A 26,381-nucleotide genomic window follows, 5' to 3' on the forward strand; every position below is an offset into this window, starting at 1 on the left:
TACTTTCTTATGTAATCGGCAATTACTCTGTAATGTTCCTATTACATAAAACGCTCCGCAAGGATGAGACTAGTGCAGTGAAAATTAAGGCAAGTCAATATGGTGGTTACTTAATATTCACTGTATTAGATGCATAAGGAATATAAGGAGCAGTATATGAAAAGATACGCAAAAGTGATAGCCGTGGCTGTGGCAGTACTGGGGATCGTTATTTTTACAGTTAAGCCTCAGGCTGCTGCTGGTGGCAGTCTTTTGTCTGTTACAGAGGAAGCACAGGTGCGTCTTATCCAGGACGGAAGCGGGATGTATCTTCTGAAAAGCGATGGATTTTATTGTCTGAAAGAAGATGGATCCAGAGATAATCGTCCAGCAGTTCATTATTTCAAGAATTTTACTATCGATGGGACTGTTTTTGAAGGATACTATTATCATGATGAAAGTGGGAAATTTCAGGCTCATGTGCCATATTTGGCTTATCTGAAAAACCTTTCTGTTTCATCTGAGGAAGACGGATATACAGCAGATGGATGTTATATGATTAATAATCTGGGCAGGATTTCTGCTGCACCTCAGATCAGGTATATCCAGCAGCTGACTCTAAATGGAAAAACCTATGATTCCTATTATTATTTCGATGAAAACGGCAAGATGAATACAGATCCTGGGATTTTTTATATTTCAATGGATTCAAATGGCAGAAGCTTTGATGGATATTATTATTTTGGAGAGAACGGGGTACTGGCTTCAGAGGCAGGGACCACTTCCCAGGGTTATGTATATGATGCAGATGGCAGGATTCAGAATATGGATGAGGGCGGCATACAAAGGCTGAAGCTATCTTTGCAGGAAATGGTAACAGACTTTGAAGGGGAATGGAGCATCTATGTAAAAGATCTTGGAACAGATGACAAGCTGGTGATCAACAACCAGAGGATGGCATCCGCCAGCCTGATCAAGGCCTTTGTAATGGCCGAGACCTATGATAATATGGATGTGGTTACACAGAGCGAAGAAAACATCCTCAAGAAAGACGCTGGCAGTAAGGAGGTATCAAAGAAGATAGGAACCCTTCTTAGTAATATGATCACAGTCAGTGATAATGAATCATTTAATGAACTGGTTCGTCTTCAGACCAAGAAACATGATTTTGCAGCTGGTGCCAGAAAAATCAATCAATATCTTAAAGCAGAGGGTTATCAGGATACGCAGGTGCTTCATACGCTTGCTCCCTCATCTACAACACCGGTTGGAATCGGAGAGAATAATACCACTTCTGTGAAGGATTGCGGACTTTTGCTGGAGAAGATCTACAGGGAAGAGTGCGGAAGCCGTAAGGATTCACAGGCAATGCTGGAACTGCTGCTTGGGCAGAAGAATCGTACCAAGATTCCGCAGGTGCTGGATGCATCTGTAACGATTGCAAATAAGACTGGGGAAACAGACACTACCCAGCATGATATAGCCATTGTTTATGGAAATCATACAGATTATATTTTATGTGTGATGTCAGAGAAGTGTCCTAAGGAAGAGGATGCCATAGATGATATACGGAAGATTTCTGCTATGGTTTATGAATATTTGGAAAATGTGCCGGAGGGAAGCTGACTCTTTCTCCTCAGGAAAATAGCTTGACCAGACTTGCTATATGATATATTATGATGAATAAAGGTAACTATTCAGCAGTCAGTATCCTGTGAGGTACTGAATAGTTATAAAAAAGAGAAATCATTTGAAAGGAGAATAACAAATGAAAGTAGTTTATACAGATAAGGCACCGGCAGCGATCGGACCATATTCCCAGGCAATTATTCTGAATGATATACTGTTTACATCCGGACAGATTCCGGTTGATCCTGCTACAGGAGAGCTTGCAGGAGATACGATTCAGATTCAGGCTGAGCAGGTAATGAAGAATCTGGACGCTGTTCTTAAAGAGGCAGGGACATCTTTTGAGAATGCAGTTAAGACTACTTGTTTTCTTGCTGACATGGGTGATTTTGCACAGTTCAATGAAATATATGCAAAATATTTCGTGAATAAGCCAGCCCGTTCCTGTGTTGCAGTAAAAACACTTCCAAAGAATGTTCTCTGCGAAGTAGAAGTGATCGCAGCCATCGAGAAATAATCAGGCACATAAATAAATGATAAAAGCCGGGATACATCCGATTAGCTGATAGGATATTCCCGGCTTTTCAGCTTAAAAAGAAAGAGTGTAACTATTCAGCAGGGGAATGCATTTTGTACTGAATCGTTACGAAAGAGGAATACTGACAATGAGAATCGGAATGGGATATGATGTTCACAGGCTGACGGCTAACCGTGACCTGATTCTTGGAGGAGTGAAGATCCCATGGGAACTGGGATTGCTTGGGCATTCAGATGCGGATGTGCTGCTTCATGCTATTATGGATGCACTGCTTGGTGCGGCTGCACTTGGGGATATAGGTAAGCACTTTCCTGATTCAGATCCGGCCTATTCCGGTATTTCCAGTCTTGTGCTGCTTTCCCATGTGAAGAAACTAATAGATTCCAGCGGATATGAGGTTGGGAATATTGATGCGACGATTATTGCCCAGAAGCCCAAAATGGCACCCCATATTCCGGAGATGATCAGGAATGTGGCAGAAACATTGGAAATACCTGTGTCCTGTGTGAATATTAAGGCTACGACAGAAGAAGGCCTTGGATTTACAGGAAGGGGAGAAGGGATCGCTGCCCAGGCAGTGTGCCTTCTGAATAATAAGATGGAGGAAAGAGAATCATGAAGCTTTATAATACACTGACCCGCAGGAAAGAGGAATTTGTTCCTCTGGAAGAGGGTAAAGTAAAAATGTATGTCTGCGGTCCTACCGTATATAATCTGATCCACATTGGAAATGCCAGACCTATGATTATTTTTGATACTGTCCGCAGATACTTTGAATATAGAGGGTATCAGGTAGAATATGTGTCAAACTTTACAGATGTGGATGATAAGATCATCAAAAAGGCACTGGAAGAAGGTGTAAGTGCACAGGAGATTTCCGAACGCTATATTGCAGAATGTAAAAAGGATATGGCAGGAATGAATGTAAAGCCTGCTACTGTTCATCCACAGGCTACTCAGGAAATCGACGGGATGATCCGTATGATCCAGACCTTAATGGATAAAGGCTATGCATATGCAGCAGACGATGGTACTGTATATTTCAGGGTAAAGAAATTTAAGGAGTACGGAAAGCTGTCCCATAAGAATCTGGATGACCTCCAATCTGGTTTCCGTGCACTTCAGGTATCTGGTGAAGATCAGAAAGAAGATCCCCTGGATTTTGTGCTTTGGAAACCAAAAAAAGAAGGCGAACCTTACTGGGAATCTCCATGGTGCAAAGGACGTCCGGGCTGGCATATAGAGTGCTCTGTAATGTCTAAGAAATATCTTGGTGAAGAGATCGACATTCATGCAGGTGGGGAAGATCTTATTTTCCCACATCATGAGAATGAGATTGCCCAGAGCGAGTGCTGCAATGACAAGATTTTTGCACGTTACTGGATGCATAATGCATTCCTTAATATTGATAACCGTAAAATGTCCAAATCATTGGGTAATTTCCGTACAGTCCGTGAGATCAGCCAGCAGTATGATCTTCAGGTACTGCGTTTCTTTATGCTGAATGCACACTACAGAAGTCCGCTGAATTTCAGCGCAGATCTGATGGAAGCATCAAAAAATGCCCTGGAGCGTATTGTGGAGGCAGCTGGAAAGCTTGCGGACCAGAAAGACCATGCAGCAGTCAGAGAAGCTTCTCAGGAAGAAAAAGAACTTATCAAAGAATCTGAAAGCTTTGTTACAAAATTTGAAGATGCCATGGATGATGATTTTAATACAGCAGATGCTCTGGCAGCAGTTTTTGAATTGGTTAAATTTTCCAATACAAATGTAACAGGAGAAAGCTCAGCAGAGTTTGCAGGGCAGTTGTTCACTACAATGAAGGATCTGTGTGAAGTTCTGGGACTGAACGTGGAGAAAAAAGACGAAATTCTTGATAAAGAGATTGAAGATCTGATCCAGGAGCGCCAGGAAGCAAGAAAGTCCAAGAACTTTGCAAGGGCTGATGAGATCAGAGATGAACTTCTTGCAAAGGGGATTCAGCTTAAAGATACACGCGAAGGTGTAAAATGGAAAAGAATTTAGATAATCTTAAACAGCAGTTTCAATTGGAGGATAGGGACCTTAGGACCTATTCTCCCTTAACACTGGCGTATATTGGAGATGGTGTTTATGAACTGATCATACGGACCATTTTGGTTAAGCGTGGAAACTGTCCGGTGAACCAGCTTCACAAAAAAGCCAGCAGCCTTGTAAAGGCGTCTGCCCAATCTGCAATGATCGAGAAGATCGAGCCTGTACTTACAGAGGAAGAGCATGGAGTTTATAAAAGAGGCAGGAATGCCCATTCAGGTACAATGGCCAAGCATGCCACAATGTCTGATTACAGAAGGGCCACTGGGTTTGAAGCGCTTGTAGGGTATCTTTATTTAAAAGAGGATTTTTCAAGGATCCTTGAACTGGTAAAGCTGGGATTACCCCAGGAATATTAAGGTGAAAGAGGAATAATATGAGTGAGCAGATAGAGGGACGCAATGCAGTAATGGAAGCATTTCGTTCAGGACAGGTGATCGACAAGCTTTTTATTTTGGATGGGTGTCAGGATGGTCCGGTAAGAAGTATTGCTCGTGAAGCCAGAAAAAAAGACACGATTATCAATTACGTGCCAAAGGAGCGGCTGGATCAGTTAAGCCAGACAGGCTCCCATCAGGGAGTGATCGCCCAGATTGCTGCCTATGAGTATTCTACCGTAGAGGATATTCTGGAAAAAGCAAGAGAAAAGGGCGAGCCGCCATTTATTTTCCTGCTTGATAATATTGAGGATCCGCATAATCTGGGAGCAATCATCCGGACTGCAAATCTGGCAGGGGCGCATGGAGTGATCATTCCCAAAAGAAGGGCAGTGGGCCTTACAGCTACCGTTGCCAAAACATCTGCAGGTGCATTGAATTATACACCGGTGGCAAAAGTAACAAATCTTGGAAAGACAATTGATGAACTGAAAGAGGCCGGTATCTGGTTTGTATGTGCAGATATGGATGGTGATAGGATGTATGACCTGAACCTGAAAGGTCCTATCGGTATGGTGATCGGTAATGAAGGAGAAGGAGTCAGCCGTCTGATCAGAGAAAAATGTGACTTTACAGCAGCAATTCCCATGAAAGGGGATATTGATTCTCTGAATGCTTCAGTTGCGGCAGGTATACTTGCATACGAGATCGTTCGTCAGCGACTTTCCTGAAACGCCTGTAAAGGGCAGGAGGAATTATGGAACAGTACAGTAAATATAGTGATGAAGAGCTGATTCAAAGACTGCGTGCCGGTGAAACGGGAATTGCGGATTATCTGATCGAAAAATATAAATATCTTGTACGGCGGAAAGCCAGAGCAATGTTCCTTATAGGCGGTGATACAGATGACCTGATTCAGGAGGGGATGATTGGGCTTTTTAAAGCTGTCAGGGATTATCATCCGGGAAAGGAAGCTTCTTTTGTTACCTTTGCACAGATGTGTATTGACCGTCAGATTTACAGTGCTGTTCAAAGTTCCAACAGACAGAAACATATGCCATTAAATACCTATATTTCGCTAAGCCAGGAGGATGAAGAAAGCCCCCTGGCGCAAGCATGGGTTGAAACACCAGAAGAGATCATCATTGACAGGGAGAATACCCGTGCCTTGGAAGATGAAATCAAATCGGCTTTAAGCCCAATGGAAAATACAGTGTTAAATTATTATTTAGAAGGAAAAAGCTATGCAGATATCGGGATGCTGATGGACAAGAATCCTAAGTCTGTAGACAATGCTTTACGAAGGATCCGCACAAAGATCCGTAATTATCTGGAAAAGAAATATGTTCTGTAACATTGTTTTTTCAGGTGTGAAAAGTTTTAGGCTTTTTTTATAGATCTTTATAGTTCTTTCATTGACTTTTTTTCTCTATTTGGTAAGATATAGCCATCTTATAAATATTTCAGCGTTACATTTCATAAATCTAATTTCTTTTGATCTTAATCTGATCATTTTTCATTTTTGTATCTTTTTAAATTGATAATTTGTACTATTTATTTTTGCACATGCTGGAGCATGTACATGTCTTTTTTCATTTCTGGAGGTGATTCCCTTGTGCTGATTCAGTAATTCTATGATTACAGTGTCAAAAGGTTTGATCCCACCTGTGCTTGCGCAAGGGCGGGAGAATGACTTTTACTTCTGAAAAAAATGAACTTGAAAGGAGCTAAATAAAATCTATCAGAAAATGAAAAGAAAAATCATGATCTTATTTGCACTGGGCTGTATGACAGTTCTGGGAGCCGGGGCAGTTACCTATGCCTATCTGACTGATGATGATGTGAAACAAAATGAAATAAGGGCTGCAGAAAATAAAGTACACATAGAAGAAGAATTTAAACCACCGGAGGATCCGCAACCAGGCGATGTGATCGTCAAAAAGCCCTGGGTAGTCAATGACAGTAAAATTCCTGTCTATGTACGGATCAGAGTGCATTTTTCGGATTCGCGTGGGGAGTCACAGTGTGAGCCTTTGCAGATCCACAGAAAATGGAGCCGGCAAGAGGATGGCTACTATTATTATGATAATGCATTGGCAGCAGGTGAAAAGACAGAGCCCTTATTTGAAAGAATTCAGTTAAAGCCGGATTTGATAAAAGAAGAAATCTGTCCATTCGATCTGATTGTTTATACTGAATCTGTCCAGGCTTACGGATTTACAAATGCAGAGACTGCATTTGCTGCGCTTGATGGAGGGAAAGAATGAGGAAAAATATAAAAGCTATAGGGCTGCTTCTGGCGATTGCCTGCATTTCAGGGGCACTTTATCAGGGAACAGGTGCTTATCTGACAGATGAAAGAAAGGTTGTGAATCATCTGGATTTTGCAGGAGCGAAAGGGATGCAGGCAGTTCTTACAGAACCGGCATGGGAACCGGAAAAAGGCTTGTTGGTGATTCCGGGAATAAAGCTTTTGAAGGATCCGCAGGTTACGAATACATCGTCTATTGATATGGATGAACTGGTAGCTTTGAAAGTGGAATTTGTTTATACCAGGGATTCTGATGAAAGAAAAAAAGGAGAACAGCTGACAAAGGAAGACATGAAGCTAGTTAGCCAGGTATTCGAGATTGATTACAATTCAGATGATCCAAAGAAGGCAGATTGGGTTCGGTTTAAAGGAGAAAGCAGGGAAGATGTCAGGCAGTGCTTTTATTATAAAAAAGTTCTTGAACGTCAGCTTCCGGAGAAGGGAGAAACAACGGTGCCCTTATTTACACAGGTACAAGTAAGGAAAGAAGTAAACAATCTGATGGCTGAAAAGATCAGGCAGATAGGCGGTGTGGAAATCAGAGTTTCAGGAAGGGTGCTTCAGCAGATGGAAGGGGAAAGGTATTTTGGACTAAACAGTCCAGAAGAGGCTTATCAGGCAGGATTGTTCCAGGAACTGGAATTGTAGAATGAAATATGTGGAAGGATTGTTGCAGGATGAAGAAAAATAATTTTTTACTAAGGGCAGGGAAAATAGTGATTTGTATATGCCTGTGTACAGCTGCGTTATGGAAAGGTGACACAATGTCTTTTTTTACAGATAAAGATGAAAAGATCAACCGTTTTACCACAGGCAACCTGACGGTAGGATTGAAAGAACCGGAGTGGGACCCCAAAAAGGATAATGATGGTAAAAATCTATATCCGGGGTGTACCTTATATAAAAATCCTACAGTTAAGAATATTACAGATAGCAGTCATGGGGAAGAACCCTGTTATGTACGGATGAAGGTGGAAATCCTGGACAAACAGGGAGAACCGATTTCTGACATGGAAAAACTAAATCTGATTTATAAAACAATATATTATGATCCGGAATTTAAAGGAAGCTATACCAATACAGGAGAATCAATTAAGCTTGTACAGAACCGGAAACCAGGATATTCCCTGAAGGAGATGACTTCTTATTCTATGATAAACCCATTGTGGGAAAAGGATACATACAGATCCGGGAAAGCAAGTCTTGTTTTTAATTATAAGGGAAAAGACGGAACCGGAATTTTGAATAATGGAGAAGAGTCTATGCTTTTTACCACGATTGTGATACCAACCGATTGGGATAACCGTCAGATTCAATTGGTGGATGGCTACAGGCTGGATATTTCTGTACAGGCAGTTCAGGCACAGGGAATCACTGCACCAAAGGAGGCCTGGGCTGTTATGGATCAGTTAACAGGAGGTGCAGATGAAAAAGATATTTAAAAAAATAATGATTACAGCGTCTGGAGTTCTTTTGCTTACCTGTACGGCAGCAGGAGCGTGGAAAATCTCCGGAAGATCCAGAAATGTTCTTATCACAGCTTCTTTTTCCAATCGGATCATTGAGGAATATCAGATACCGGATCATGTGAATCCAGGCCAGAAGATTTCTAAAATCGTGAATGTGAAAAATACCGGAACACGGGATAGCTTTATAAGACTTCGCATTACCGGAGTTCTGGGGAAAAGGAATACAGAAGATCAGCTGGTACCGGATCCATCCTTGGATCCGGCTATGATACAAATGGAGTTTAATACGGAAAAATGGAAGAATCTGGGGGATGGTTACTGGTATTATACAGATATTCTGGAACCGGGAAAGACGACAAAGGAGCCGCTTTTAAAAGGCTTTTGGCTTCGTAAGGAGGCAGACAACCAGTATAAGGGGAAGGATGGGGAAATCCTTGTTGAATTAGAAAGCATACAGGCTTCAAGCACAGCACTGGAAGATCTGTGGAAGGTAAAGAAAGAAGTTCTGGGGGTATCAGAAAGCAAATGCAGAGCCTGCGATACGGTAACAAAGGTTACTGTGAAGAAAGATTCTAAGATTGTGATCAATGAAGGAGATGCAGATCTGTTTGCAAATTTTAAAAACCTTCTTCCAGGATGCGCAAGGACACAGAGCATAAAAATAAATAATCAAAGTGGAAACAGTATGGATCTGTATCTGAAAGCAGAGGATAATTCCGGGAAATCGCAGACAGGCGTGATGAAGAAAAAGATAGAGACCTTTCTTGGAAAATATGCATTTATACAGGTAAAGGAAGGAAATAAAGTGCTTTACCAGGGTGCTGTGAATGGAAAAACGAAAGGATCAGGACAACCTTTGACAAAAGGGATTTTGCTTGGGAGGTTTTTGGGAAAAACAAAAAAGGAACTGGTTGTGAAGCTTTGGGTGAATACGGAAATGGGCAATGAATACCAGAATCTTACCGGAAAAGTAGACTGGGTTTTTTATGGTGAAGAAACTGATCCGAACAATAAAACCGCAGACGATGCAGGAAAGAATGATCAGGCAGCGAATCCTTCATCATATGGCAATGCTGGTACCAAAATGGGTATGTCAGCCAGGATCAGCCCTAAAACAGATGACAGTTCAAAAATATCAGCCAATTTATGTCTTCTGGTAATTGGAATCAGTATGATAGCAATATACAAAAAGAAGGCAGCTGAATTTAAGAAAGGAAATTCGAAAAAATGAAAGGCGTTAGATCCTGGCTGGTGAGAATGACAGAAGGGGTATTCTGTCTAGGCATGTTTATGATGGCTGTTCCTGTGGTTTTAGGAATGCAATGTTATACGGTGATTTCCGAAAGTATGGAACCTGAAATTCCAAAAGGCGCTGTGATTTATGTGAGAAAAATATCCTTTTCCAGGATCAGACCAAAGGATGTGATCACATACCGGATAGGGCAGAAGGAAGGTACGGTCACCCACCGGGTGGTAAGGATTGACGAAAAAAGGAAGGTGCTGTTTACAAAAGGGGACAGAAATAAAATTTGGGATGCATGCCCGGTGAAAGAAGAGCAGATCCAGGGAATCGTCAAAGGGTGTATACCTGTAGTGGGATATGGAATTTTGTTTTTTAAGACAAAATGCGGGATGGTGACACTGATAATTCTTCTGGTATTGGCAGAAGGGATCTGTCTGTTTATGAAAAGAAAGGAGAAGCAGAAACATAAATGCTGAAGGTAAACAGAAAAAAATGTAAGATTTTAGCAGCAGTGGGGATGGGAACCTGTCTTATCGCAGGAGGCACATCAGCAGCTTATTTAAAAGATGCGGTTGGAGAGGTGCAAAATGTGATCACTGTAGGAAACATAAAAGCTGTATTAGAGGAACCCCACTGGAATCCGGAAAAGAAAATGTATTTACATCCTGGTGAGAGTACCCAAAAGGATCCGGTTGTGAAAAATACAGGGTTAAATGAGGAATATGCGTTTTTGGAAGTCCGTATACCGAAAAGAGAGATAGCTGTTGTTAATGACGATACAAAGATGAAAATGAACAAGGAATCAAGAGCGGTATTTACCTTTGAAGCAGAAAAAGGCTGGGAACTGGTGAGGCAGAAAGAACAGGAAGATCAGCAGGTCTATGTTTATGGATATCCGGAAATCTTAAAACCAGGAGAAAAGACGGAGCCTTTATTTAGAAATATTCGTGCGGTGAATTATCTGGAAGGAGATCTGAAAGGAGATGAGCTGCTAAAGGTTCAGGTAAAAGCGCAGGTGATCCAGACAAATGTGGAGGGAAAAAGCCTGTCGTTGATTTATCAGGAATTTTTGAAACAGGAGCAGACAGACCAGAAAGGGGAATCGTATGTATAATAAGAAAAAGAAAGGCAGGATACGCCTGCTTGCAGGTATGGTGGCTGTCTTGCTTTTGGCAGGAAGTGGTCTTGGATATGTACAGGCGGAAAATACCGAAAGCCAGAATGGGCAAAGCAGCCAGGAACTGGAAGAAACTTATCAGAATTGGGAAATCCAGGATGTTGATGAAAGTCTGTCCGAAAATAGAGGGGATGTTTTAGCATCTGATCCTGAAACTGCTGCTGAAATACCTGAAGAAATTGAAGACGTGGAAGATGTTATGGAAGAAACGGATTTACTTAACCAGCAGGAAGCAGATGAAGAGTTTTCTGATCAGAATGGAGAGATTCAGGAGAATATAGAGGATCAACTTGCTGATCCGGATTTGAAAAATGAAATAACTGCAGTAACAGAAGGGAAAGCTATCATTTCCTCCGGATCTGAATACAGGCTTGTAACAGCCGGCAGTGAAGTTTATAAGGGAAATTATAATCTTCTGGGAGATTCCAATAACAGAAAGAAATTTGTATTTGTTCCTTTTAATAATGCAGGAAATGATGTTGCATATCTGGAAGTGGGAGGTGTGATCTATTTTGTCCCCAGGAATATGAACGCAGCAGGAAAGTATGGATTTCTTGTGCAGAATGTAGGGTTTAACAGTGAAATGAACTGCGGATTGGATATGCGTTTTACAGTTACAGGATATAAGGATTATGTGCTGGATGATAATGGAAATGGAGTATCGGGAATTTATCCTGCTTTTGGATTCTGGAAAAAATATGGCTTATGTTTTGCATTTGGTGGAGCGGACCAGAATATCCGGATAGAGATTCTAAAGCATGGAACAAGCATACCGGTAAAGGGGGATTACAGTTTTCGCTGGCTGGATATTGATGCAGGCCAGAGATTCGGAATCCGTCTCCTGGATGGTACCCTGGCAGGACGATATGCAATGAAAAGCTGTTCTGCTTACTATCAGAATGATTTTTCCAGGTTTAATCAGACCTACCAGATGGTGAATGCTGCTCAGAATACAGACTATCATGGAAAAACGGGAAAATGGATGGATGGTACTGTATATTGGGAACTGAAGGATTGCTCCAAATTGAATCTGCTGATCGCAACAGCAGGTAACTCCAAGCAGGGGCGCAGGCCGGCAGAATCCAGCAGGGAGAAATATGCACAGTACAGTACCGGAAAATTTCCTGAGGATACAGGAGTGGATATGGGACTGCTTGCCTGGGATGGAGAATCTTATGGTGCAAGAGAGAATCCTCAGAAGATTTACAAATATGTTAGCAATACGGAGGTAAGCCTGGCAGAACTGGCTGGAAAAACAGAAAATCTGGTTGGAGCAGCAGGCGATTCATTTTATTATTATTTGACAAACCATGTTCCTGTAGAGGCACCTGCCTACTATTATAACCAATATACTATTGCGGATATGCTTCCGGTGGGAGCTGTTTATGATGGAGCGGTACAGGTGATCAAAGGAGAGACAGGGGAAGATGTAACCGGATGGTTCCAGGTTTCTACAGAAGGTCAGGGTATTACCTTTCAGTCTGTACACTTATCTAATAGCGACTTTTATGGCTCTACATATATTTTTAAGATACGGGTCAGGATGGATACAAGCCAGCTTCAACCTACAGCAGAAGGTAATTATCTGGTTTACCGGATTTCCAATAGTGCATCAGTCACAAGCTGTCACAAAACAGATGCGCAGGCGAAGACAGCTGTTTCTCAGCCGGTATATACTACTTTAAAAGAATTGGGAAAAGGAAAAATCCATATCCGTAAAACGGATGCTGCTGGGAAAGAACTTCCTGGAGCCGTGTTTGAGATCCGGTCTGCTGAAAATATTTATTCTCCGGCAGGAGCTTTACTTCTGGAGGAGGGGACGATAGTGCAGCAGCTTACTCTGACATCCGGGAAAGGTGTTTCAGATCCATTATATGCCGGAAAATATACGGTGTCTGAGATAAATCCACCAGCAGGTTATTGTACGGATCCGGCTCCCCAGATTGTAGAAGTGAAAAGCACCGGGTATGAAAGCCAGCCGTCAGAAGCTGTATTTATTAATAGTCCGACCACAGTATATCTGAAAAAAGTATCTGAGCGTCTGGAAGGGGAAAATGAGTATACACCATTACAGGGCGTAGGATTTATGGTCTGGAATAAAGATAGTGGAAAGGAAACAGGACAGAAGCTTTTTACAGATTCCCAGGGGCTTATACTTTTAAGTGGATATATTCCTGGCACTTATTGTTATCAGGAAACCAACATACCGGAAGGCTATGCCGGAGACCTGATATCCGGAGAATTTGTGATTGATGAAAAAGGGCTGTGCCAGGGGGAGAAGGATCATATGATCCTGGTAGAAAATTCCTGTATTAAAGCTGAATTCCTAAAAGTTGATAAAAGTACTGGAAAGCCGATTTCAGGTGCAAAACTTCAATTGACAGATGACAAAGGAACAGTAGTTGAAACATGGATTTCCGGTGAAAAACCTTACAGGATCAATCGGATACCGAAAGGCCTTTACACATTGACAGAATTGGAAGCACCCACAGGGTATAAAAAAGGAAAACCAGTAACCTGTCAGATAGAAGCAAGTGATCAGCTTCAGTCCTTCAGGATTATGAATGTAAAGTATGTAACTATAAAACTGCAAAAGACCATTCATAGTGAGGAAATCGTACAGGCACATGGAACGCCATGTTTCTTTCTGAAAGTCACAGGCCAGGATCTGGATGGGGAATCATATACTCTGTTCAAAGAAGTACGTTTTCCTGAAATTGGGATCCAGGGGAAAAAAGAGTATTCTGTGATGATAAGTTTTCAGGTGCCAGCCGGGCAGTATCAGGCTTTTGAAGAAAAAACAGCCAGATATATGCTGGAAGAAATACGAAATGTGAAAAATGGAAGTATAACTGCAGATGGCTGTGTAGACTTTCAACTGTCTGGGAATCAGGACGGAGAAGCGGAATTTGTGAATAAAAAAGTAACGGATGAATACTTAAGTCACACGGATTTTGTAAGAAATGTGATCATTCCGGCCAAGTGAAAAAATAAGTGGTGCCAGACAAAAATTAATGTGCCAGGTAAAAATATGCGTGCCAGACAAAAAATATGTGTGTCAGGCATAAAAAAAATATGCGTGTCAGGCAAAAATAAGTGTTGACAATTAATCGGTTCTCTGCTAATATAATTGACTGTGAGCGGCAAAAAGCTTGCAGTCAGTGCTGCTGTGGCTCAGTCGGTAGAGCGTCGCCTTGGTAAGGCGGAGGTCACGGGTCCGATTCCCGTCAGCAGCTTTAAAGTCCTTGATTTTCAAGGACTTTTTTTCTAAATAAAAATGCTTACAAGCGGGAAAAAGTAAGACCATTAGCAATAGGAGGGGAAAAGATGGAAAACGAAACCATTTCCAAGAATTTTATTGAGAATATTATTGATAAAGATCTGGCAGAGGGAGTTTATGATACTGTTCATACCCGTTTTCCGCCGGAGCCAAATGGTTATCTGCATATTGGCCATGCAAAGTCTATTCTTTTGAATTATGGTCTTGCTAAAGAATACAATGGTAAATTTAATATGCGTTTTGATGATACAAACCCGACCAAAGAAAAATCAGAGTTTGTAGATTCTATTAAAGAAGATATCCATTGGCTGGGAGCAGATTGGGAAGACAGACTGTTTTTTGCGTCTGATTATTTTCCACAGATGTATGAGGCTGCTGTAAAGCTGATCAAAAAAGGTAAAGCTTATGTTTGTGATCTGACTGCTGAACAGATCCGTGAGTATAGGGGAACCCTGACAGAGCCGGGAAAGGAAAGCCCTTACCGCAACCGTTCTGTAGAAGAAAACCTGAATTTATTTGAAGAGATGAAGGAAGGCAAATATGGTGATGGAGAGAAAGTACTGAGAGCTAAAATTGATATGGCATCTCCAAACATGAATATGCGTGATCCTGTTATTTACAGAGTTGCTCATCGTACCCATCACAGAACAGGAGACACCTGGTGTATTTATCCAATGTATGATTTCGCACACCCCATTGAGGATGCTATTGAAGGGATCACCCATTCTATCTGCACCTTGGAGTTTGAGGATCACAGACCGCTTTATAACTGGGTGGTAGAGGAACTGGAGTATCCCCATCCGCCAAAACAGATCGAGTTTGCAAAGCTGTATCTTACCAATGTGGTAACTGGTAAACGTTATATCAAAAAGCTTGTAGAAGATGGTATTGTAGATGGTTGGGATGATCCGCGTCTTGTATCTATTGCAGGTCTTCGCAGGAGAGGATATACACCTGAATCTATTAAGAAATTTGTAGAGCTTTGCGGTGTTTCCAAGGCAGACAGTTCTGTCGATTATGCAGCACTGGAATACTGCATCAGAGAAGATCTTAAGTTAAAAAGACCGCGTATGATGGCTGTTCTGGATCCTATCAAACTGGTGATTGATAATTATCCGGAAGATCAGATTGAATATCTGGATGCTCCTAACAATATGGAGAATGAAGCTCTGGGCAGCCGGAAGATACCATTTGGAAAAGAATTGTATATCGAAAGAGAAGATTTCATGATCGAACCTCCTAAGAAATACAAAAGACTTTTCCTAGGAACAGAGGTACGCCTGATGAATGCATACTTTGTCACATGCACCGGATTTGAAGCGGATGATGATGGTACTGTACGGGTAGTGCATTGTACCTATGATCCGGCTACCAAGGGAGGTAATGCACCGGATGGACGTAAAGTAAAAGGGACGATCCATTGGGTAGAAGCAACCCATGCAGGAAAAGTCCTGGTTCGTCTGTATGAGAACATTGTAGATGAGGAAAAGGGTGTATACAATAAAGAAGATGGTTCCCTGAACCTGAATCCGAATTCTCTGGTTAAAGCAGAGGCCTATGTGGAACCTGCACTGTTGGAAGCAAAGGGATATGACAGCTATCAGTTTGTGCGGAATGGTTTCTTCTGTGCGGATATTCATGATTCAAAAGAAGGGCAGCCTGTTTTTAACAGGATCGTATCATTGAAGAGCAGCTTTAAACTTCCAAAAGCATAAAGATAAATAGAAAGGGGATGCAGCCTGTATTAAAGGCCTGCATCCCCTGAATTATTTATTCCACAGGAATTTCGGTTGTAGTTTCATCAGCTGCATCTTCCTGGGGAGTATCAGTAGTCTTATCAGTTTCATTCTTTGCTTCCGGTTGGGAGTTGTCAGCAGTTGTGGTTTCGTCAGCTGTATCTTCCTGGGAAGCGGCTGTAACGTCATTTTCAGTTTCATCGTTTGGAGATGGTTCCCAGGACTGGAATGCTTCTTTAGATTCCTTTGCAGGCTTTTCTTCAGATTCGTCCTGATCAAAGTCTTCATCATCAAAATCAAAATCCTCAAGATCCGTGCGATTTTTCAAAAAAGCTGCAGCAATAGCACCAGCAGCAGCGGCTGTCAGGGCGCCAACAGCGACAAATCCCCAGTATTTATTAATTTTTGCCATGGTGATATACTCCTTTCATATTATGAGTAAAACCAAGTGATTAGATTACTCATTTCTAATGTGTCCATTGTAATACTTTTGCCTGAAAAAGAAAAGAAAAATATAAAAGAAGTTGCATGGCAGAAAGGGAGAGGGTATACTATAGCATGTTAAAAATCGAAGAAAAAGAATTTGCAGGAGGAATTATGGATAATATTATTCTGGCATCTGCATCTCCGCGCAGGAAAGAACTTCTGCAGCTGGCAGGAGTAAGTTTTACAGTACTTCCTGCAACAGGAGAAGAACAGATCAGTACAGATATCCCATGGGAAGCGGTGGAACAGTTATCCTTCCAGAAAGCACAGATGGTGGCTGAAAGCCATTTTTGGGAAGAGGGAACTCTGGTTATAGGAGCAGATACCATCGTTGTTTATCAGGAAAAGATACTTGGAAAGCCAAAAGATGCAAAAGACGCAGTACAAACACTGCTTTGCCTTCAAGGGAATACTCATCAGGTATACACAGGTGTGACAGTTTTTAAAAAACAGGCTGGCCAGTGGCTTACCAATACGTTCTGGGAATGTACAGATGTTACGTTCTACCCGGTGTCTTTGGAAGAAATCCAAGCATATGTAAAAACAGGCGAGCCAATGGATAAGGCTGGAAGCTATGGGATCCAGGGGGCTTTCGGGATTTATGTAAAAGAGATCAAGGGAGATTACAATAATGTGATCGGCCTTCCTGTTGGACGGCTTTTATACGAAACGAAAAAAATGGGGATAAATCTGAAAGGATGAGATTATGAGAAAAGCGTGTATTTTCGATCTGGATGGAACACTGGCATTTACACTGGATTCAATGGCGACTGTGGCTAATCAGGTGCTTACAGAATTGGGACTTAGAGAACTTCCCACTGAAAAGTTTAAATATTATTGTGGGGACGGGGCAGATATGCTGGTTCGCAGATGTTTGGAAGATGCAGGAGATCCTCAGCTGAACCATTATGAAGAGGCAAGAAAAATGTACAGAGAAAGGTTTGACCAGGATCCACTTTATAAGGTTTCTGTATATCCGCATATGATGGAAGCTTTAAATGCGTTAAAAGAAGCTGGGGTCAAAATTGCTGTTTGTTCTAACAAGCCCCATATTGCTTCTGTAAAAGTGGTAGAGGAACTGTTTGGGGATCTTTTTGATGTGGTGATCGGACAAAGCTCCCAGATTCGCAGGAAACCTGCACCGGATGAACCTTTAAAGGCAGCACAGATCATGAATGTAAAGCCAGAAGAATGTATGTATTTTGGAGATACTGGCACAGACATGCAGACAGGAAAAGCGGCTGGCATGCTGACTGTGGGTGTGCTTTGGGGATATCGCACAAAAGACGAATTGATTGCAAACGGTGCAGATCTTCTGCTTGAAACACCGAAAGATATATGGAAAATTTACAGGGAGAAAAAAGATGATTAAATTGATCGCAAGTGATCTGGACGGAACTTTGCTGCTAAACGGAGCGCAGGATCTGCCAGAGGAAATGTTTGATCTGATTCCAAGACTGAAAAAAGCGGGGATTCTTTTTGCTGCTGCCAGCGGAAGACAGTATGCGAATATGAGACGTCTGTTTGCCCCGGTAGTATCAGACATGGCATTTATATGTGAAAACGGTGCATTAGTGGTAAAAGACGATAAGATCCTATATCAGGAAACCTTTGACTCAGACCTGATGAAAGATATCATCCAGGCAGTAAATGAAAAGGAAGGTGCAGAATACTCTTGCTCTACAAAAGATTTTTACTATATTCAGCCGAAAACAGAGGAATATTACAATCTGCTCAAGAATGTGGTGAAATGTGACTGTAAGGTGATCAAAGGTGTGGAGGAGATCACGCTTCCTTGCTTGAAAATGGCAGTATATGAGCCGGCAGGAGTTACAGATGAATGTATAAAATACTGGCAGAACCGGTTCAGTGATCGTTGTAAGGTTGTGACGTCAGGAACGGTATGGATTGATTTTATACCTTTTCAGACAAATAAAGCCATTGGTCTGCGAACTTTACAGGATATGTATGGTATTGCAGCAGATGAGTGTATAGCCTTTGGGGATGAATACAATGATATTGAAATGCTTCGGGCAGTAAAATACAGCTTTGCCATGGCACATTCCAAGCCGGGGGTACGTGCTTCGGCAGATTTTGAGGCAGAAAGAGAAGAGCCGGTGTTGGAGGCTATTCTTCAGTCGGAGGGAAATATAGAGAAAATTCCCCTTACTCCGGCGAGAAGATAATTCCATGCAAGCAGGAGACACAACTAAATAGAAAACACAACTAAATAGGAAACTGAACAGCAGGAGGAAAATAATATGTATACAGAAGAATGCATTAACATATTTCTGAAAAAACAGGGACAGCTTTTTGATGAACCAGTAGCAGAGAATCCGGAAGAGGCAGAGGCTTTTCTGGAAGACTGCATGGCGGTTGTGGTAGATTCCATCAAGGATGTAAAAGTATATCTGTCCGGAATGGGCGCAGATGTAGATGGACTTTCAGATGAAGAACTGGAAGAAGAAAGTGAAGTTTTTCCTCTTCCTGATGGAACATATTTGATCGTAGAAGGGTGAAACTGTCAGGTAAATCCATTTTACATGAAGAAAAAAAAGTCTGCTATAATACATATAGAAAATAAAACAGCAGATATATCCGGATCAGAATTAGTGATATGATTTGCCGGACATAAAATGTAAAGGAGGATGGCATATGAAACCCAAAAAGATTTTATCTGTTCTAATGGCAATGCTTATGGCTCTTTCGTTACTTCCGTCACTTGTATTTGCATCGGAAGCACAGGCTGTGAAGCTTGAGGGAAAGCTGAAGATCAAAGGAACAGCTTCTGTGGGAAGTGTGCTCAGAGCAGAGTATAAAAAGGTAATTCCTGAAGGGATTACAGACGAGGATGTTACATTCCAGTGGTCAAGAAAGACTGGAGATGAACTGACTGAGGTGGGTAAAGAGAAAACGTACACCCTGGTACAGGAAGATATGGGCAACAGGATCCAGCTTAAGATTACAGGAAATGAAGAACTTGGTTTTACAGGTGAATTAAAGGCACTTAGTGTGGAGGTTGTGGCAGAGGGTGAGACTCCTGCTCCGGATGAGGATAATGAAGATGACCTTACACAGCAGGATGTACAGATTCCGGAGGCTGCAGGCGAGGGTGCTTCAGACGCAGACATAGATGTTCAGGGTGATACTCAGGATACAGACATTCCGGAGGCTGGGGATGATACCCAGGATGCAAATATTCCGGAGACTGGGGATGATACCCAGGATACAGACATTCCGGGGGCAGGGGATGACACCCAGGATGCAAACATCCCGGAGGCTGGAGGAGATACCCAGGATACAAATATTCCAGAGGCTTCTGATGACGGCACTACGGGAACTGCCCAGGATATTCCGGCAGATACAGACAACAGTGCGATCCAGATCAATAATGAAGAGACTCTTAATATTCCGGAGACTACAGATGCAGATGCTCCGGAACTGACATACAGTGCAGAAGTATCTATGGATAACAGCACTGATGTACTTGATTTTGGCAGTGCAGAGGCAGGATATACACAGCTTCCTGGTGAGCAGTATGTGACTATTACCAATACAGGCACAGGCGATTTGAATTTCACCAGTGTTTCACCAGAGCACTTTATGGTACAGGATATTACAGAGCCTTTGAAAGCAGGAGAATCTGTAAATGTATGGGTTCAGCCAAGAGAGGGTATACCGGCTGGTATTTATAAGGACACGATCACCTATACTACCGAGGAAGGGGCACAGGCTTCCTTTGAAGCAGATTTCACAGTGAATGAAGCAGCTCAGGTAACAGATGGAAATGGTGAGGATACAAATGCACCACAGGATCAGCAGAAAACTGATCCGGCACCTTCTGTGACACCAGACGTGCCTGCAGGAACAGCCCTTACATTTGATCCTGTTACAGCTGGATATACAGAACTTCCGGCAGGGAAGACTGTAAGCTTCAGCAATCAGGCAGGCACAGCAGAGGCACAGCTTAAGGCAGTGCTTGACGCAGGTGCACAGGCAGCTTTTACAGCAGCATTTTCAGCAGATACCTTAGCAGCAGGCGCAACGGAATCTTCAGTATTGACAGTTCAGCCAGTAGCTGGTCTTACAGCAGGTACTTATTCCGGTGATGTGACTGTACAGGTTAATGGAGTGGATTTTGCCACCTATCCTGTATCCCTTACAGTGAATGCACCGGCAGCAGCGAGTCTGGCAGCAGATCCGGCAAGCGGAAGTACTCTTGCATTTGATTCTGTAAAAGAAGGATATGCAGCAGCACCAGATGCAAAGTCTGTTACAGTAAGCAATTCAGGAAATGCAGCAGCGAATCTGACAGCTGTTCTTGATGAGGCAGGACAGAATGCATTTACTGCAGCTCTTTCACAGGCTTCTATAGCAGGTGGGGAGTCTGCTATTCTGGCAGTTCAGCCGAAGATGGGGTTGAAAGCTGGTACCTATACAGGTCAGGTGTCTGTATTGAATGACGGAAATGTTGTATTCACATATACATTTTCTTTGACGGTGGCACCGGCAGATGTATTTGGATTATCTGTAAATCCCAGCATAGTTGATTTTGGTACTGTGAAAGCCGGTTATACAGAAGCACCACAGGCCTACACAGTTACCGTAAAGAATGAAGGTAATACAACCATCAATCTGAAGCAGCCAACCGGCGGTGATTTTGAGGTGGGCGCTCTTTCTGCAGTGACACTTGCACCAGGTGAGAGTGCAACCTTTACTGTAAGACCTAAGACAGGTCTTGCAGAAGGACTGTTTGATCAGGATATTGTAGTAGCAAGCGATAATTCCCAGACAAGTGTAAAGGCAATCCTTACAGTTGCAAAAGCAGAGGTTAAATTGACAGGGATTACCAAACCTTCTCAAATTACAGGGCTTGCCAATGGTACGAAGAAATCCGCTAAGGCTCTGAAGCTTCCTGAGACTGTTGTCATCAGTACTACAAATGGAAAGATGAAAGCATCCGTTAAATGGGATGTAAATGGCAGCTCTTATGATCCGGACAGCACAGATGCACAGACATTTACCGTAAAGGGAACAGTGAAATTACCTAGTGGTGTGACCAATCCTGATCAGATTAGCACTATTGTTTCTGCAAAAGTAAGTGTGAATGGACGTTCTGCAGTGCTTGCAGACCCATCCGGAAATACTATTGCAGGGATTGATCCTAACGCAGCTTATACTACAGCGACCAAGATCACCGTCACAGCAAATGGTGCAGGTATGAATAATACCGATCCTGGAACCGGAGATACCAGATATATTCCGGCAAGCTGGAAGGTTCTTGAAGAAAGAAAGTGGGAGCAGGCTCCTTATTCAGCTACATTCAGAATGGCTAAGGCAGGCAGCTATACTATGACAGTTGTATTCAATCAGCAGAAATACGATGGAAGTAACTGGGTAAATACAGGTGCACAGGATGCTAAGCAGGTCAACTTCAATGTTTCACAGGCAGATGGCCAGGATCTTACCCCGGCAGCGAACCGTACAGATGCTAACCAGAAAAATGCAGTACGTACCGGTGATAACACACCGATCATGACATTTGTGATCATTCTGGTGGTTGCAGTGATCTGCATCATTGGTGTAGTTGTTTACAGAAAAAAGAAAAAATGATTTCATAATATAGTGATGTTGTCAGCAGGCTTTTTAGGGAATAATAAGATTCCCTAAAAAGCCTGCTGTTTTATGAAATAAAGCCAACTGTTAGCACTCAACTTACATGAGTGCTAAATTTTTCTTGACTTTTGAAAAGAAGAGTATTAGTATATATTGCATAAGAGTAAAAATCAAAGGAGAGTGATCTACATGGCTGAAAAGCATGGTAGTTTATCAATTAACAGTGACAATATTTTTCCAATTATAAAGAAATGGTTATATTCTGATCATGATATTTTTGTCAGGGAACTGGTTTCCAATGGTTGCGATGCAGTGACGAAGCTGAAGAAACTGGATGTAATGGGCGAGTATACATTGCCGGATGATTACAAGCCGGAGATCCATATTATTGTAGATCCGGAAAAGAAGACCCTGAAGTTTATTGATAATGGTCTTGGTATGACTGCAGATGAAGTAGAAGAGTATATTACACAGATAGCCTTTTCTGGCGCTACCCAGTTCCTGGAGCAGTATAAGGATAAGACTACAGATGATCAGATCATCGGTCATTTTGGACTGGGATTTTATTCTGCATTTATGGTTGCAGATGAGGTTCATATTGATACTCTTTCTTATAAAGAGGGCGCCACAGCTGTACATTGGACATGTGATGGCGGTACAGAGTATGATATGCAGGATGGGGATAAGACAACAGTTGGTACAGAGATCACATTGTTCCTGAATGAAGAGAGCGTAGAATTTGCCAATGAATATCGTATGCGTGAAGTACTTCAGAAATATTGTTCCTTCATGCCGGTAAATATTTATCTTGCTAAGGAAAATCAGGAGCAGGAGTACGAAACCATTGATGAGTCAGAGCTTCGTGAGGATGATGTAGTTGTTGAGCATATTCATGAAGATGCTAAGACTGAAGAGAAAGAAAATGATAAAGGAGAGAAAGAGGTTGTCGAAGTTTCTCCTGCAAAGGATAAGGTAAAGATTAACAAACGTCCAGTATCCTTAAGCAATCCCCATCCACTGTGGATGAAGCATCCAAATGAATGCACAGAGGAAGAATACAAAGAGTTTTACAGGACTGTATTTATGGACTACAAGGAGCCATTGTTCTGGATTCACCTGAATATGGATTATCCTTTTAACTTAAAAGGTATCCTGTATTTCCCGAAGATCAATACAGAGTATGATTCTATCGAAGGAACCATCAAGCTTTATAATAATCAGGTATTTATTGCTGATAATATTAAAGAAGTGATTCCAGAGTTCCTGCTTTTACTGAAAGGTGTGATCGATTGTCCGGATCTGCCTCTGAATGTATCCAGATCAGCACTTCAGAATGATGGATTTGTACAGAAAATTTCTGAATATATTACCAAAAAGGTTGCAGACAAATTGACCGGCATGTGTAAGACCGACAGAGAATCCTATGAGAAATACTGGGATGATATTAGTCCATTTATTAAATTTGGCTGCATTAAGGATAATAAATTTGCAGATAAAATGCATGATTACATTCTGTTCAAGAATATTGACGGAAAATATCTTACATTGAAGGACTGCATTGAAGAAAATAAAAAAGATCAGAATGTTGAAGAGAAGGCTGAAGATACAAAAGAAGCAGCTTCTGATGATAAGAAAGAGCCGGAAAAGACAACCATATTCTATGTGACAGATGAGATCCAGCAGAGCCAGTATATCAATATGTTCCGTGAAGCAGGCAAAGATGCTGTGATCATGAAACATAATATCGATGCTCCGTTTATTACTCATCTGGAGCAGAAAGATGAGCATGTACAGTTTAAGAGAATTGATGCAGACCTTTCTGAAGAAATGAAAGAAGATACTGCCATTGACGAAGATACAGTAAAGAAGCTGACAGATATCTTCCGTACAAGCCTTAAGAAAGATAAATTGGAAGTAAAGGTTGAAAAGCTGAAAAATGCGGGTGTTGCAGCAATGGTTACTTTGTCTGAGGAAAGCCGCCGTATGCAGGATATGATGAAAATGTATAATATGTATGGCATGGATCCGTCCATGTTTGGCGGTCAGGAAACCCTAATCCTGAATGCAAACCATCCGCTGGTACAGTATGTGGCAGAGCATACAGATGGCGAGAATACATCCATGATCTGTGAACAGCTGTATGATCTGGCAATGATGAGCCATAAACAGCTTTCACCAGAAGAAATGACAAAATTTGTTAAGAGAAGCAATGATATTCTGCTGAAACTGGCAGAAGCTTAATAAAGCCGGAAGAAGGTCGCTGTCTGGTACAAGATATATTATATCTGTACCAGATACAGCGATTTTTTTTATCTCAGTCGAGAAGACTCCCGCTTCTTTCAGGTGGTGAGTAACAGCAAACTCGACTTGAAAAAAATCATAAAAAATATATATATTTTTCTGAAGTTGTTGTGTATAATATTAATGGGTTATTGTTGTAATTCAGATGATTCTTTCAGATAGAATCCAGAAAAGTGTAAGAAAAGCCGTATTGTATCACTGTGTGAACCAAGGTAAGAAGTAAAGGAAACATTGTTTTACAGGAGGAGAGTTATGAGAAAGGTTTACGGCTTGATTAGAACACTTGGAGCTACTTCAAAGTATAAAGGTTATTATTTTGTTGCAGAAGCAGTGAAATTGTCAATGGGATTCGCAGAAAAGCCTGTACGGATCACGAAAGATGTATATCCCTGTCTGGCACGGAAATTTAAGTCCACACCTGTAAATGTGGAGCATGATATACGTACCGTTATTAATATATGTTGGGAGAACAACCGTGAAAAGATACAGGAAATTGCAGGTTACACTTTAGAGTATAAACCTACAAACAGTGAGTTTGTCGATATGTTGGCATATTATCTGAAAGAGCAGATCTGACAAAGCACATGTGAAAGATGACAAAGGATGAAGAAGAGCTGAAACAGGAGTCGGAATGGCGAAACTGACTCCGGAGATTACATCTCTTCAAATATGATTTGATGCTGGGAAAAAAAGTCCAGTACCATACCGTCCCATAACTGTTCCAGACGTTTGTCTGGAATAAATGTGTTGAAAGCTGTCCCTGTTGTACATAGCAGGATTTTGTTTTTGAACTGAAGATTCAGATAAAGTCCACTGATGGCAGAAGGGGCAGCAGAAAGGCTGGCCTGAGCCGCAAGAGCCTGTGTCTGAGTTTTAGACAGCTGAAGAACGATCTTGAAAGAAAGAGGCGTGCGTTTGCCACGGATCACGGACCAGCAGAAAGGTCTTGTTTCTTTCCAAAGGGAGTAGGTGCGCCCACTTTTCTGGAGTATCTGAAGCTGGTCACTGTCCAGAAAATCTGTATGCAGTTTCCCATCAATAGAAAATGTATTATAAGTTGTAATCTCAGCCTGGTTCAACCAGAATGAATCAAATACTTCTCTTATAAATAGTTTGTTCGTAAAATCTCGAAGATCTGTTATTTTTAAAGCAATCATTGAAAATCCTCTGTTTCATAATATGTAAGATACCTATTCCCACATCATTATAAACGAAAATAAAAAAAAAGGATAGAGTTTTCTAAAAAGACTTTTCAAATACAATATGATATGCTAATATAGATGTGGTATTCAATACTACATATTATGGAAAAGAGGACGATATAATTGAGCTATAAGATTGTGATAGATAGTTGCGGAGAACTTTTAGATGAATGGAAGCAGGATACCAGATTTGAATCTGTCCCTCTTACTTTGACTGTTGGAAATGAGAATATCATAGATGATAGTACTTTTGACCAGGCGGATTTTCTGAAAAAGGTGGCTGATTGTCCGGAATGTCCAAAGTCAGCCTGCCCATCACCGGAACGATACAGGAAGGCTTTCGACTGTGATGCGGATCATGTGTATTGCGTTACTTTATCAGCTGAGCTGAGCGGATCCTATAACAGTGCAATGCTGGGAAGAAGTCTGGTGGAAGAAAAACATCCAGGCAAGAAGATTCATATATTTAATTCTTGTTCTGCATCGGTTGGAGAAACCCTGATCGCATTAAAAATCCAGGAATGTGAAGAAAAGGGGATGGACTATAAGCAAACGATCGATACGGTAGAACATTATATTTCACAGCAGAATACTTTTTTTGTACTTGAGAATCTTGAAACTCTTCGTAAGAACGGGCGTCTTAGCAGGGTGAAGGCATTGGTTGCATCAGCACTGAAGATCAAACCTGTGATGGGTGCTACTCAGGAAGGTACCATATGTCAGCTTGACCAGGCAAGAGGTATGAATAAGGCTCTTGTGAAGATGGTAGAACACATTCAGGAAGTAACCACAGACAGTGTAAATCGCACATTGGCTATTTCTCATTGCAACTGTGCACAGCGTGCCCAGATGCTGAAGGAGGCTCTTGAGGAAAAAATGAACCTTAAGAAGATCCTGGTTCTGGATACTGCGGGAGTCAGCAGTATGTATGCCAATGATGGCGGGATTATTGTTGTTGTATAAG

General features: G+C 41.7%; 25 protein-coding genes and 1 tRNA gene. 24 read left to right on the plus strand and 2 right to left on the minus strand.

Going from position 1 to position 26,381, the window contains the following annotated elements; translation table 11 throughout:
- The first annotated feature begins 156 nt into the window (after positions 1 to 156).
- The 16 genes from G5B11_RS00420 to G5B11_RS00495 all read left to right on the plus strand — a co-directional run bounded on the left by G5B11_RS00420 (position 157) and on the right by G5B11_RS00495 (position 15,791).
- Positions 157 to 1,605, plus strand: coding sequence for a serine hydrolase (locus tag G5B11_RS00420; protein ID WP_173726449.1), 1,449 nt, complete (start codon positions 157 to 159; stop codon positions 1,603 to 1,605).
- A gap of 142 nt (positions 1,606 to 1,747) precedes the next feature.
- Complete coding sequence (locus tag G5B11_RS00425) at positions 1,748 to 2,125, plus strand: RidA family protein (protein ID WP_158420643.1); 378 nt, start codon at positions 1,748 to 1,750, stop codon at positions 2,123 to 2,125.
- A 148-nt stretch (positions 2,126 to 2,273) separates the two neighbouring features.
- Positions 2,274 to 2,765, plus strand: coding sequence for a 2-C-methyl-D-erythritol 2,4-cyclodiphosphate synthase (ispF, locus tag G5B11_RS00430; protein ID WP_158420644.1), 492 nt, complete (start codon positions 2,274 to 2,276; stop codon positions 2,763 to 2,765).
- The gene (gene cysS, locus G5B11_RS00435) at positions 2,762 to 4,171 is read left to right on the plus strand and encodes a cysteine--tRNA ligase (protein ID WP_173726450.1); all 1,410 of its coding nucleotides are present in this window, start codon (positions 2,762 to 2,764) and stop codon (positions 4,169 to 4,171) included. The genes ispF and cysS overlap by 4 nt, the downstream gene beginning before the upstream one ends.
- Positions 4,156 to 4,578 carry a Mini-ribonuclease 3 gene (locus G5B11_RS00440; protein ID WP_158420646.1) on the plus strand — a complete coding sequence of 141 codons (423 nt, stop codon included), beginning with the start codon at positions 4,156 to 4,158 and terminating at the stop codon, positions 4,576 to 4,578. Before cysS ends, G5B11_RS00440 begins: the two co-directional genes overlap by 16 nt.
- Before the next feature lie 17 nt (positions 4,579 to 4,595).
- On the plus strand, positions 4,596 to 5,327 hold the full coding sequence (rlmB, locus tag G5B11_RS00445) for a 23S rRNA (guanosine(2251)-2'-O)-methyltransferase RlmB (protein ID WP_158420647.1): 732 nt from the start codon (positions 4,596 to 4,598) through the stop codon (positions 5,325 to 5,327).
- A gap of 26 nt (positions 5,328 to 5,353) precedes the next feature.
- On the plus strand, positions 5,354 to 5,950 hold the full coding sequence (gene sigH / locus G5B11_RS00450; protein ID WP_173726451.1) for an RNA polymerase sporulation sigma factor SigH: 597 nt from the start codon (positions 5,354 to 5,356) through the stop codon (positions 5,948 to 5,950).
- Between the two features lie 409 nt (positions 5,951 to 6,359).
- A complete protein-coding gene (locus G5B11_RS00455; RefSeq protein ID WP_173726452.1) occupies positions 6,360 to 6,863 on the plus strand; it encodes a SipW-dependent-type signal peptide-containing protein in 504 nt (167 codons plus the stop codon).
- Positions 6,860 to 7,555 carry a hypothetical protein gene (locus G5B11_RS00460; RefSeq protein ID WP_158420650.1) on the plus strand — a complete coding sequence of 232 codons (696 nt, stop codon included), beginning with the start codon at positions 6,860 to 6,862 and terminating at the stop codon, positions 7,553 to 7,555. Before G5B11_RS00455 ends, G5B11_RS00460 begins: the two co-directional genes overlap by 4 nt.
- A 116-nt stretch (positions 7,556 to 7,671) precedes the next feature.
- Positions 7,672 to 8,349 (plus strand): hypothetical protein, encoded by a 678-nt coding sequence (locus G5B11_RS00465; RefSeq protein WP_173726453.1) that lies wholly within the window; start codon positions 7,672 to 7,674, stop codon positions 8,347 to 8,349.
- The gene (locus G5B11_RS00470; RefSeq protein WP_173726454.1) at positions 8,333 to 9,607 is read left to right on the plus strand and encodes a hypothetical protein; all 1,275 of its coding nucleotides are present in this window, start codon (positions 8,333 to 8,335) and stop codon (positions 9,605 to 9,607) included. The genes G5B11_RS00465 and G5B11_RS00470 overlap by 17 nt, the downstream gene beginning before the upstream one ends.
- Positions 9,604 to 10,095 carry a signal peptidase I gene (locus tag G5B11_RS00475; RefSeq protein ID WP_173726455.1) on the plus strand — a complete coding sequence of 164 codons (492 nt, stop codon included), beginning with the start codon at positions 9,604 to 9,606 and terminating at the stop codon, positions 10,093 to 10,095. Before G5B11_RS00470 ends, G5B11_RS00475 begins: the two co-directional genes overlap by 4 nt.
- Positions 10,089 to 10,733 carry a hypothetical protein gene (locus G5B11_RS00480; protein ID WP_173726456.1) on the plus strand — a complete coding sequence of 215 codons (645 nt, stop codon included), beginning with the start codon at positions 10,089 to 10,091 and terminating at the stop codon, positions 10,731 to 10,733. The genes G5B11_RS00475 and G5B11_RS00480 overlap by 7 nt, the downstream gene beginning before the upstream one ends.
- On the plus strand, positions 10,726 to 13,782 hold the full coding sequence (locus G5B11_RS00485; protein WP_173726457.1) for an MSCRAMM family protein: 3,057 nt from the start codon (positions 10,726 to 10,728) through the stop codon (positions 13,780 to 13,782). Before G5B11_RS00480 ends, G5B11_RS00485 begins: the two co-directional genes overlap by 8 nt.
- Before the next feature lie 177 nt (positions 13,783 to 13,959).
- A tRNA-Thr gene (locus G5B11_RS00490) sits at positions 13,960 to 14,032 on the plus strand.
- Between the two features lie 91 nt (positions 14,033 to 14,123).
- A complete protein-coding gene (locus tag G5B11_RS00495) occupies positions 14,124 to 15,791 on the plus strand; it encodes a glutamine--tRNA ligase/YqeY domain fusion protein (RefSeq protein WP_173726458.1) in 1,668 nt (555 codons plus the stop codon).
- A 55-nt stretch (positions 15,792 to 15,846) separates the two neighbouring features.
- Here the strand turns inward: G5B11_RS00495 and G5B11_RS00500 are convergent, their stop codons facing one another.
- Positions 15,847 to 16,224, minus strand: a complete 378-nt coding sequence (locus G5B11_RS00500; RefSeq protein ID WP_173726459.1) for a hypothetical protein — start codon at positions 16,222 to 16,224, stop codon at positions 15,847 to 15,849.
- A gap of 185 nt (positions 16,225 to 16,409) precedes the next feature.
- Here G5B11_RS00500 and G5B11_RS00505 point away from each other — a divergent pair, with 185 nt between their 5' ends.
- From G5B11_RS00505 to G5B11_RS00535, 7 genes are all read left to right on the plus strand, one after another.
- The gene (locus G5B11_RS00505) at positions 16,410 to 17,000 is read left to right on the plus strand and encodes a Maf family protein (protein WP_158420695.1); all 591 of its coding nucleotides are present in this window, start codon (positions 16,410 to 16,412) and stop codon (positions 16,998 to 17,000) included.
- Between the two features lie 4 nt (positions 17,001 to 17,004).
- Positions 17,005 to 17,670 (plus strand): HAD family hydrolase, encoded by a 666-nt coding sequence (locus G5B11_RS00510; protein WP_173726460.1) that lies wholly within the window; start codon positions 17,005 to 17,007, stop codon positions 17,668 to 17,670.
- Complete coding sequence (locus G5B11_RS00515) at positions 17,663 to 18,484, plus strand: HAD family hydrolase (protein ID WP_173726461.1); 822 nt, start codon at positions 17,663 to 17,665, stop codon at positions 18,482 to 18,484. The genes G5B11_RS00510 and G5B11_RS00515 overlap by 8 nt, the downstream gene beginning before the upstream one ends.
- A 75-nt stretch (positions 18,485 to 18,559) precedes the next feature.
- Positions 18,560 to 18,817: a glyoxalase gene (locus G5B11_RS00520; RefSeq protein ID WP_158420659.1), complete on the plus strand. Its 258-nt coding sequence runs from the start codon at positions 18,560 to 18,562 to the stop codon at positions 18,815 to 18,817.
- 136 nt (positions 18,818 to 18,953) lie between these two features.
- Positions 18,954 to 21,911, plus strand: a complete 2,958-nt coding sequence (locus tag G5B11_RS18985; RefSeq protein WP_244092872.1) for an Ig-like domain-containing protein — start codon at positions 18,954 to 18,956, stop codon at positions 21,909 to 21,911.
- A gap of 192 nt (positions 21,912 to 22,103) precedes the next feature.
- Positions 22,104 to 24,155: a molecular chaperone HtpG gene (htpG, locus tag G5B11_RS00530; protein ID WP_173726462.1), complete on the plus strand. Its 2,052-nt coding sequence runs from the start codon at positions 22,104 to 22,106 to the stop codon at positions 24,153 to 24,155.
- Between the two features lie 312 nt (positions 24,156 to 24,467).
- Entirely contained in the window at positions 24,468 to 24,791 is a 324-nt protein-coding gene (locus G5B11_RS00535; protein WP_158420662.1) for a sporulation initiation factor Spo0A C-terminal domain-containing protein, read from the plus strand.
- A gap of 77 nt (positions 24,792 to 24,868) precedes the next feature.
- Here G5B11_RS00535 and G5B11_RS00540 read toward each other — a convergent pair whose 3' ends face one another.
- Positions 24,869 to 25,372, minus strand: a complete 504-nt coding sequence (locus tag G5B11_RS00540) for a DUF5721 family protein (protein WP_173726463.1) — start codon at positions 25,370 to 25,372, stop codon at positions 24,869 to 24,871.
- Positions 25,373 to 25,540: 168 nt separating this feature from the next.
- Here G5B11_RS00540 and G5B11_RS00545 point away from each other — a divergent pair, with 168 nt between their 5' ends.
- Positions 25,541 to 26,380 (plus strand): DegV family protein, encoded by an 840-nt coding sequence (locus G5B11_RS00545; RefSeq protein ID WP_158420664.1) that lies wholly within the window; start codon positions 25,541 to 25,543, stop codon positions 26,378 to 26,380.
- The last annotated feature ends 1 nt before the right edge of the window (position 26,381 follow it).

The sequence above is a fragment of the Blautia glucerasea genome (assembly GCF_013304385.1).
Taxonomy (GTDB): Bacteria; Bacillota; Clostridia; order Lachnospirales; family Lachnospiraceae; genus Blautia_A; species Blautia_A ammoniilytica.

Excerpts from the sequence above, each read along its gene's own strand:
- G5B11_RS00420 (WP_173726449.1), top strand. The coding sequence starts at position 157 with ATGAAAAGATACGCAAAAGTGATAGCCGTGGCTGTGGCAGTACTGGGG.
- G5B11_RS00425 (WP_158420643.1), top strand. The coding sequence starts at position 1,748 with ATGAAAGTAGTTTATACAGATAAGGCACCGGCAGCGATCGGACCATAT.
- ispF (WP_158420644.1), top strand. The coding sequence starts at position 2,274 with ATGAGAATCGGAATGGGATATGATGTTCACAGGCTGACGGCTAACCGT.
- cysS (WP_173726450.1), top strand. The coding sequence starts at position 2,762 with ATGAAGCTTTATAATACACTGACCCGCAGGAAAGAGGAATTTGTTCCT.
- G5B11_RS00440 (WP_158420646.1), top strand. The coding sequence starts at position 4,156 with ATGGAAAAGAATTTAGATAATCTTAAACAGCAGTTTCAATTGGAGGAT.
- rlmB (WP_158420647.1), top strand. The coding sequence starts at position 4,596 with ATGAGTGAGCAGATAGAGGGACGCAATGCAGTAATGGAAGCATTTCGT.
- sigH (WP_173726451.1), top strand. The coding sequence starts at position 5,354 with ATGGAACAGTACAGTAAATATAGTGATGAAGAGCTGATTCAAAGACTG.
- G5B11_RS00455 (WP_173726452.1), top strand. The coding sequence starts at position 6,360 with ATGATCTTATTTGCACTGGGCTGTATGACAGTTCTGGGAGCCGGGGCA.
- G5B11_RS00460 (WP_158420650.1), top strand. The coding sequence starts at position 6,860 with ATGAGGAAAAATATAAAAGCTATAGGGCTGCTTCTGGCGATTGCCTGC.
- G5B11_RS00465 (WP_173726453.1), top strand. The coding sequence starts at position 7,672 with ATGTCTTTTTTTACAGATAAAGATGAAAAGATCAACCGTTTTACCACA.
- G5B11_RS00470 (WP_173726454.1), top strand. The coding sequence starts at position 8,333 with ATGAAAAAGATATTTAAAAAAATAATGATTACAGCGTCTGGAGTTCTT.
- G5B11_RS00475 (WP_173726455.1), top strand. The coding sequence starts at position 9,604 with ATGAAAGGCGTTAGATCCTGGCTGGTGAGAATGACAGAAGGGGTATTC.
- G5B11_RS00480 (WP_173726456.1), top strand. The coding sequence starts at position 10,089 with ATGCTGAAGGTAAACAGAAAAAAATGTAAGATTTTAGCAGCAGTGGGG.
- G5B11_RS00485 (WP_173726457.1), top strand. The coding sequence starts at position 10,726 with ATGTATAATAAGAAAAAGAAAGGCAGGATACGCCTGCTTGCAGGTATG.
- G5B11_RS00495 (WP_173726458.1), top strand. The coding sequence starts at position 14,124 with ATGGAAAACGAAACCATTTCCAAGAATTTTATTGAGAATATTATTGAT.
- G5B11_RS00500 (WP_173726459.1), bottom strand. The coding sequence starts at position 16,224 with ATGGCAAAAATTAATAAATACTGGGGATTTGTCGCTGTTGGCGCCCTG.
- G5B11_RS00505 (WP_158420695.1), top strand. The coding sequence starts at position 16,410 with ATGGATAATATTATTCTGGCATCTGCATCTCCGCGCAGGAAAGAACTT.
- G5B11_RS00510 (WP_173726460.1), top strand. The coding sequence starts at position 17,005 with ATGAGAAAAGCGTGTATTTTCGATCTGGATGGAACACTGGCATTTACA.
- G5B11_RS00515 (WP_173726461.1), top strand. The coding sequence starts at position 17,663 with ATGATTAAATTGATCGCAAGTGATCTGGACGGAACTTTGCTGCTAAAC.
- G5B11_RS00520 (WP_158420659.1), top strand. The coding sequence starts at position 18,560 with ATGTATACAGAAGAATGCATTAACATATTTCTGAAAAAACAGGGACAG.
- G5B11_RS18985 (WP_244092872.1), top strand. The coding sequence starts at position 18,954 with ATGAAACCCAAAAAGATTTTATCTGTTCTAATGGCAATGCTTATGGCT.
- htpG (WP_173726462.1), top strand. The coding sequence starts at position 22,104 with ATGGCTGAAAAGCATGGTAGTTTATCAATTAACAGTGACAATATTTTT.
- G5B11_RS00535 (WP_158420662.1), top strand. The coding sequence starts at position 24,468 with ATGAGAAAGGTTTACGGCTTGATTAGAACACTTGGAGCTACTTCAAAG.
- G5B11_RS00540 (WP_173726463.1), bottom strand. The coding sequence starts at position 25,372 with ATGATTGCTTTAAAAATAACAGATCTTCGAGATTTTACGAACAAACTA.